7 protein-coding genes and 1 riboswitch are annotated in these 6,429 nt (G+C 37.4%); of the genes, 1 reads left to right on the plus strand and 6 read right to left on the minus strand.

Annotation, left to right across the window (positions count from 1 at the left end):
- Nucleotides 1-79: 79 nt before the first annotated feature.
- Together LIZ98_RS16410 and LIZ98_RS16415 are read right to left on the minus strand one after the other, a co-directional pair.
- The gene (locus tag LIZ98_RS16410) at nt 80-928 is read right to left on the minus strand and encodes a transporter substrate-binding domain-containing protein (RefSeq protein WP_227140277.1); all 849 of its coding nucleotides are present in this window, start codon (nt 926-928) and stop codon (nt 80-82) included.
- 124 nt (nt 929-1,052) lie between these two features.
- A riboswitch (Lysine riboswitch) is annotated at nt 1,053-1,241 on the minus strand.
- Nucleotides 1,242-1,320: 79 nt separating this feature from the next.
- A complete protein-coding gene (locus LIZ98_RS16415; protein ID WP_227092644.1) occupies nt 1,321-2,049 on the minus strand; it encodes a VanZ family protein in 729 nt (242 codons plus the stop codon).
- 204 nt (nt 2,050-2,253) lie between these two features.
- Here LIZ98_RS16415 and LIZ98_RS16420 point away from each other — a divergent pair, with 204 nt between their 5' ends.
- Nucleotides 2,254-3,162, plus strand: coding sequence for an EamA family transporter (locus LIZ98_RS16420; RefSeq protein WP_227140278.1), 909 nt, complete (start codon nt 2,254-2,256; stop codon nt 3,160-3,162).
- Between the two features lie 135 nt (nt 3,163-3,297).
- On the opposite strand, the gene LIZ98_RS16425 is transcribed toward LIZ98_RS16420, so the two are convergent.
- The 4 genes from LIZ98_RS16425 to LIZ98_RS16440 form a co-directional block, all read right to left on the minus strand.
- Nucleotides 3,298-3,912 (minus strand): 50S ribosomal protein L25/general stress protein Ctc, encoded by a 615-nt coding sequence (locus LIZ98_RS16425; protein ID WP_034768245.1) that lies wholly within the window; start codon nt 3,910-3,912, stop codon nt 3,298-3,300.
- A gap of 250 nt (nt 3,913-4,162) precedes the next feature.
- Complete coding sequence (locus tag LIZ98_RS16430; protein WP_309240468.1) at nt 4,163-4,387, minus strand: TetR-like C-terminal domain-containing protein; 225 nt, start codon at nt 4,385-4,387, stop codon at nt 4,163-4,165.
- 45 nt (nt 4,388-4,432) lie between these two features.
- Entirely contained in the window at nt 4,433-4,906 is a 474-nt protein-coding gene (locus tag LIZ98_RS16435) for a 2-thiouracil desulfurase family protein (RefSeq protein ID WP_041847305.1), read from the minus strand.
- A 275-nt stretch (nt 4,907-5,181) separates the two neighbouring features.
- Nucleotides 5,182-5,715, minus strand: a complete 534-nt coding sequence (locus tag LIZ98_RS16440) for a DUF7916 family protein (RefSeq protein WP_227140279.1) — start codon at nt 5,713-5,715, stop codon at nt 5,182-5,184.
- Between the last annotated feature and the right edge of the window lie 714 nt (nt 5,716-6,429).

Genomic DNA, 6,429 nt, shown 5'->3' on the forward strand with positions numbered 1-6,429 from the left:
GTTCAACTAACCATCAGTGGGGTGAAGAACCCCACTGATGGAAGTTTCACTTTATTTTTATCTAATTGAAATTCGAGTTCTATTCTGCTGCCGGTTGGTTTTTAATGGCCGTATCCATGATTTCGGTTTGTTCTTCCTCTGAAATGCCGGCTAAAATTTTATTAATTTTTTCTGTTAAATCACTGTCTTTAGGAAGTCCGACCGCAATGGCTGTATCTTCTTCAGATGTTTGAAATCCTTCCGTAAATTCAACCATAACAAAGTTTTCATTTGCTGAAGAAGCACTGACCGCTTCCGGACGTTCGGATACATAACCGTCAATTACACCTGACTCAAGGGCAACCCGCATGGCCGGGAAGTTGTCCATTGCCGGTTGTTTTTTGACACCTTTAATTTGATCGATAACTGAATAATGGAATGTATTTAATTGAGCAGTTATTTTTGCACCGCTAAAATCTTGAATGGATTTCGCATTTTCATATGGACTTCCTTTTTTTACAACCATAACCAAGTCAGATTTATAATAGTTATCCGAGAAATCAATGGATTTTTTCCGTTCAGCAGTTGGCGACATCCCCGCAATAACGGCATCAATTTTACCGGATTGTAATGCCGGGATTAAACCGTCCCATTCTGTTTTTACAATAACTAATTTCTTCCCTAAACCTTCCGCAATTCTTTTCGCAATTTCAACATCATAACCACCGGCATATTCCTTGCTTCCTTCAATGGCCACAGCCCCATTGGCATCATCCTTTTGCGTCCAGTTAAATGGAGGGTAGCCCGCTTCCATGCCGACTTTAAAGGTATCATCATTATTTCCATTTGAACCATCACTTTTACTTGAAGAAGTATTTGATCCACAGCCTGCGAGTGTGAGCATAGCCGATAAAGATAAAGTTAACAATAACAACAATTTTCTTCTCATGATTTACTCTCCTTCTAATATATTGTCAATGAAGAAAATAACAACAATGCAAAAAGCGACCTGAGATGAACTCAGGTCGCATGATTTCAGATTGCACCTAGTCCCCCCACTACATTCCCTTTTTTTTGGAGATAGCACAACTCAGGCAAACCGGGACCGTTCTACCTGAGACAGTCTTACAGTTATTCACTGTAAGCCCAGCAAGCAATAGCGAGATCATATTGCAAGCTTCGGCGATATTTCCTTCTCCTTAGTTTCATCACTATCTCGAGTTCCACTAAAGACTGTTAAATACCGCGCCTCTACCTCACCAAAAAAGTAGTGAGGTTTTCGATTCAATTATATTACTAGACTACTATATCAAAAATTGACTGTCAACTAAAAATGTGCAATCATGGCTCTTCTGTCATACCGACCACCTGATTTTTTCTGTTATCGGCTTTACAACGATCAGAAAAATGAGGAATCCCTTTTTTTACAAGTAAATACAAAATATATCCAATCAAACCACCCAATGTATTCATAATGAGATCATCCACATCGGTCGCACGGGGAAGAAAGATTTGCGTCGTTTCGATAAAAAGTGAAATCAAGAAGGAAATACCCACTGTATTTTTCATTTTTTCATACTTTTTCCAGAGTAAGGGGGTTAAAAAACCGATAATTACAAATATGGCAATATTCCCGAACACTTCAATGATAACATAGTCTACATTATCATACATAATCGCATTTTTTATTTCCTTTATTTTATTAAACGGAACGAGATTGAACCGCTGTACCTCACTTTCTACTATTTTTAAGCCGTCCGGACCATTCACAAAATCCGGGAAAATCGTTTGGGAGGCCAGTCCTACTAGGAATAAAAAATAAAGGATGATTAGAAGTTCATGAAATAAAGTTGTTTGAAATCCGTTTTTCCTTTTTGAAAAATAGTGAATGAATCTTACAACTAAAATAATTGGGAATGCAATCATTAAATAAGGGGCCATATCATCAACAAAATAACTAATCCGATCCATAAAAAAAGTCCTTTCATAATATAGAAATAATGCAGATTCGGCTTCTGATTCCGGCCAGGCAGTGTCGATCGCTTCACTAGGTATTGCGGGGATTTGCAAATCGCAAATTCTGGACAACTGTCCTAGTGCATATATGTAATTAGAAATTTATATTTTTCTATAATAACCATACATGGATTATTCTTTTATGACAATACCTTCCATTCATTTCCAAAAGAAAACTTTTTTCTAGATTTCATACGTAATTTTGTATATAATTATACCGTTTTTTAATCGTTGCATTTAGTAAAGGAGTTTGTCATTATGTGGTTTCTTTTTGCACTTTTAACAACTTTATCATGGGGGATTGCCGATCTTTTTTATAAAAAAGGATCTGATAGCAAGGATCCCCTTAGTCATCTAAAAATTGGTGTTATGGTCGGTTTGGTTATGGGGATTCACGGTACACTTTACATGCTTATTAAAGGGATCACGTTAGCCCCAATGGATTTGCTGAAATATTTACCGGTTTCCGCCTTGTATATTCTTTCCATGTTAATCGGGTATTTTGGTTTACGTTACATTGAATTGTCAATCTCTTCTCCGGTACAAAATTCGTCCGGTGCCATCACGGCGATTCTATTATATATCTTTTTCCCGCAACCGGTTGGATGGATAAATGTTTTTGGAATTATTGTTATTACATTGGGTGTTACTGGTTTGGCCGTCTTGGAAAAAAGGGCACAAACGGAAGCACTTAGGGCGGAAAAAGCAGAGATTGATCCGAAATATCAATTAAGTGTTTTAGCCATCACATTCCCGATTTTATATGCGTTATTTGATGCGCTTGGTACATTTGCGGATGGAATCTATTTGGATGAGTTGAATTTAATCAGTGAAGATGCGGCATTGTTGGCTTATGAGTTTACTTGGCTAATCATTGCTGTGGTGTCCTATATCTACATTCGGTTCATTAAGCAAGACCGGTTCAATGTGTTCAAACAGCCAACTCGGGCCTCGGCAGCTATTTTTGAAACGGCCGGCCAGTTCTTTTATGTGTATGCCATGACAGATAGAGCGATCATTGCTGCACCGTTAATCGCTTCATACAGTGTTGTATCAGTCATCTTGTCAAGAATATTTTTAAAGGAAAAATTAAGTACACAACATTATATATTTGTCGTCATTGTGTTGATCGGGATTGCGCTACTCGGGATTGCTGATGAACTGTAAACGTACTATGATTTTTCCAATTCATTAAAATTTCATTAGCTTACTCCTCAAAAAATGATGCCTCTATTAGGCATCATTTTTCTGTAACAAACGTCTCCGCGGCACATTTGGCTGCGAGAGATTTCTATCATTTTATTAAACTTCTACTGTCGCTTGAACTGTGTCGCCGGAAGTTTCCTCTTCAAGATCATCAACTTGAATTTGTGAAGAAACAATGGTTGCAATGACATCTTCGTCCTCATGATTGATTATGATATTGCGATAATGGTTACGAATATCACCAACCTTAATTGTATGACCAATTTCCAGATTAGTAACATCGACTTCAATTGTTTCCGGAATATTTTGTGGGGTCGCTTTAATGTTCAGTTCATGAATTGATTGTTGGACAACACCGCCAACTTCAACACCTTTAGCAGTTCCTTTTAATAAGACAGGAACTTTTGCATGGATTTCACTTGACATACTTACATGGAGAAAATCTACATGAATAAGATGTTGATTAATTGGGTCTGCTTGATATTCTCCAAGAATCACAGTTTCTACTTTTCCATCGACATCGAGGGAGATTAATGCATTTCTGCCATGTTCATTAATTATTTTCAGCAATTCTCTTTTTTTCACAGCAATCGGTTTCGTTTCTTCATGTTTGCCATAAACCACTGCCGGAATCATTCCTCGACTCCTTATTTTGTGCAATGCTGAACTTCTAAAATCCTTTCGTACTTCTGCGACTATTGTATTACTCATTTCCTGTCACCTTCCGATATAAGATTTTAGACATAGGTATAAATTTTGCTTTATAGGAATGTCTAAGGATTGTGTAATTATATACACTTATTTCTTTATTATAGGAAAGGATGCCGCCGGTTTCAAATATTTGACATTTCTTACCACAAACCCATCAATCCTTCACATTGAAAGAGACTGCTTGAAATCACCATTTGCGGGCTTTCCAATGTTCAATAAGTCTTTTTTATTTATGTTGTTGGTTGGACTTTCATACTATTTCGTCCTCTTTTGGTTTCACATAAAAAACCTCCGTCGAAACAAGCATGAGTTCGATAACTTGTTTTGCCATATATTCCGGCGGGGTCGAAAAATCTTCTTCAATCCAACGAATAATCATTCCTGCGATTCCATGGGAACGAAAAATATATAACCATTTCGTGTCAAGGATTGTATCTTTCTCGGGGTGTCTGCCTAAAATCTGATGTTGAGTAATTTACTATTCTCTTCTTTTAGTTCTTTAAAGGTGCCTTTTTTGATATTAAAGCATTTCCCGCAACTCTTCCAACTCTGTAAGCTCTACATCTGAAATTACTTTGATTCCGTTTCTTTTTAATAAAGCAGAAGTCACTCCATTGCCGGGTACCTTTTTGCCGCTAAATTCACCGTTATAAATCATTGAACTTCCGCATGAAGGACTATTTTCTTTCAACACAACAGTTGTGATCTTCATCTTTTGTACCAGTTTTAATGTCTCATATGCGCCTTTTATATACATATCGGTTACATCTTTTCCTAACCGATCTACCACTTTTGCCCGGCCATCCAATACATCGAAGCCATCACCTTGAATGATTTCGGCAGGGATCCTTGGTATTGGAAGACCTCCTAATAGTTCCGGACAAGCTGTGATAGCGCGGTTCTCATCTACTAACCTCTTGATTATGTCACGAAGGCAATGTTTCCCGTCATAACGAACTTCTAGTCCTGCTAAACATGAACTAACTAAAATCATTGATATTCAACCCCATTTTACTATGTTAATATTAAAAAAATCGGTTAGTTTCTCAAACCACTTTTGAATGGTCCGGTTCAACTAAAAAGCAAAATGACACCAAAGACAAGTTCTCCCAAAAAACGTTAAACGCAACCAACAAGCCAAAAAGTAATGTATACATTGTGCCAACCACTAACTGTTCAAAAATACTATATCATATTAATCCGAGCCAAATAGAAACAGTTCTGTCGGAGCATACCGTGGCGCATCTATTAATGCTATCCCCCATACCTTCATAAAGTTGTTTTTCCGGCAATAATCATACAATCGTCATCACAAATTGTTTTTGCAGTTGTAATGGCTTGCATGATTTCATTATTCGTTACACCTGTTTGCGGATTTCCTGTTAGGCAAATGAAATCGACGCCTAACTCTTTTGCCCTTTTTAAAGAATCAGCCGTTGAAATTCGTCCGGTTGGTAATTTTTGTAAAGCTTCTGCGGGTAACGCATGAACATCAACGGGTTCAAGATTAATTCCAACCGGTCTCCCAAGCAGTTCCTTCAATTTTCTTATCAAATTTTCAGCCGGTACATCCTCGAGCCCCATAATCCGCGGAGCATTGACATCAAACATATTCAATAAAATCATGTCAGCTCCAAAAGCGGCTGCATATTCCGCATTGGTTAAACCGGGATATAACGGTGTGGCCGTACAAACGATTTCCGCAATCATCGTTCTTCCTTCCGCCGCTTCAATAGACGCTTTTAAATCTTTACCGTTCATTTTTGTGAAATCTGAGGCAAGGCAATTTAATATTCGCTTCACAACCGTGCAACTCCTTTACTTTTTTAATTTTTAGAGAACAATAGCTGCAGTTTGATTATACTACTTTTTACAGCCCAAGTATTCGGAAGTAATTACAGATTCTCGCAAAGAACTGCGGAATAGAAAGGTTCTCTTCAGCAAAAAAAGCACGTAATTGTTGAACACGCTATTAAACAGAGGCGGTCAAGTTCAGCTTATAATCATTGAGCATATTTACGATTAAAAACTGCCGGAACATTGGAAACATATACTAATTAATCATTGAAATACCAGCTGAGGTGGACAGCATTTTCTTCATCAAACAACTTTAATTTGAATTCCATTTGGCTTATGGATAACTTCTTCATCATAAATTTCGTATCCTAATGATTGATATAGTTGAATATTTCTTGGAACTGACAGCCGGACTCTACAAGATAATGTCGGAATACCCTGCAATTTTTACTTCCATAGACAAATCAAACCTTTCGTAATTAATTCTTTTCTAACTTTTGAATCGCTTCTCCCTATATCTTTGTTTTGCTCTTTCATATCCATTTGATTTCTCCCGTGAAGAAACCATTTTCGTCCTCTGTGGTGAGCTTGGAAATTACATGGGTGACTATGGTGATGAAACCAAAATCAGCATTTATAATGAGTTTCAGGCTCGTCGCCAAAAATGAGAGGTTTTCGACCAAAAATGACGACGAGATTAGGTTTCGTCGCCAAAAATAT

The sequence above is a fragment of the Caldibacillus sp. 210928-DFI.2.18 genome (assembly GCF_020554505.1).
Taxonomy (GTDB): Bacteria; Bacillota; Bacilli; order Bacillales; family Caldibacillaceae; genus Caldifermentibacillus; species Caldifermentibacillus hisashii.

Coding starts and splice junctions, on each gene's coding strand:
- LIZ98_RS16420 (WP_227140278.1), top strand. CDS start 2,254: ATGTGGTTTCTTTTTGCACTTTTAACAACTTTATCATGGGGGATTGCC.
- LIZ98_RS16410 (WP_227140277.1), bottom strand. CDS start 928: ATGAGAAGAAAATTGTTGTTATTGTTAACTTTATCTTTATCGGCTATG.
- LIZ98_RS16435 (WP_041847305.1), bottom strand. CDS start 4,906: ATGATTTTAGTTAGTTCATGTTTAGCAGGACTAGAAGTTCGTTATGAC.
- LIZ98_RS16425 (WP_034768245.1), bottom strand. CDS start 3,912: ATGAGTAATACAATAGTCGCAGAAGTACGAAAGGATTTTAGAAGTTCA.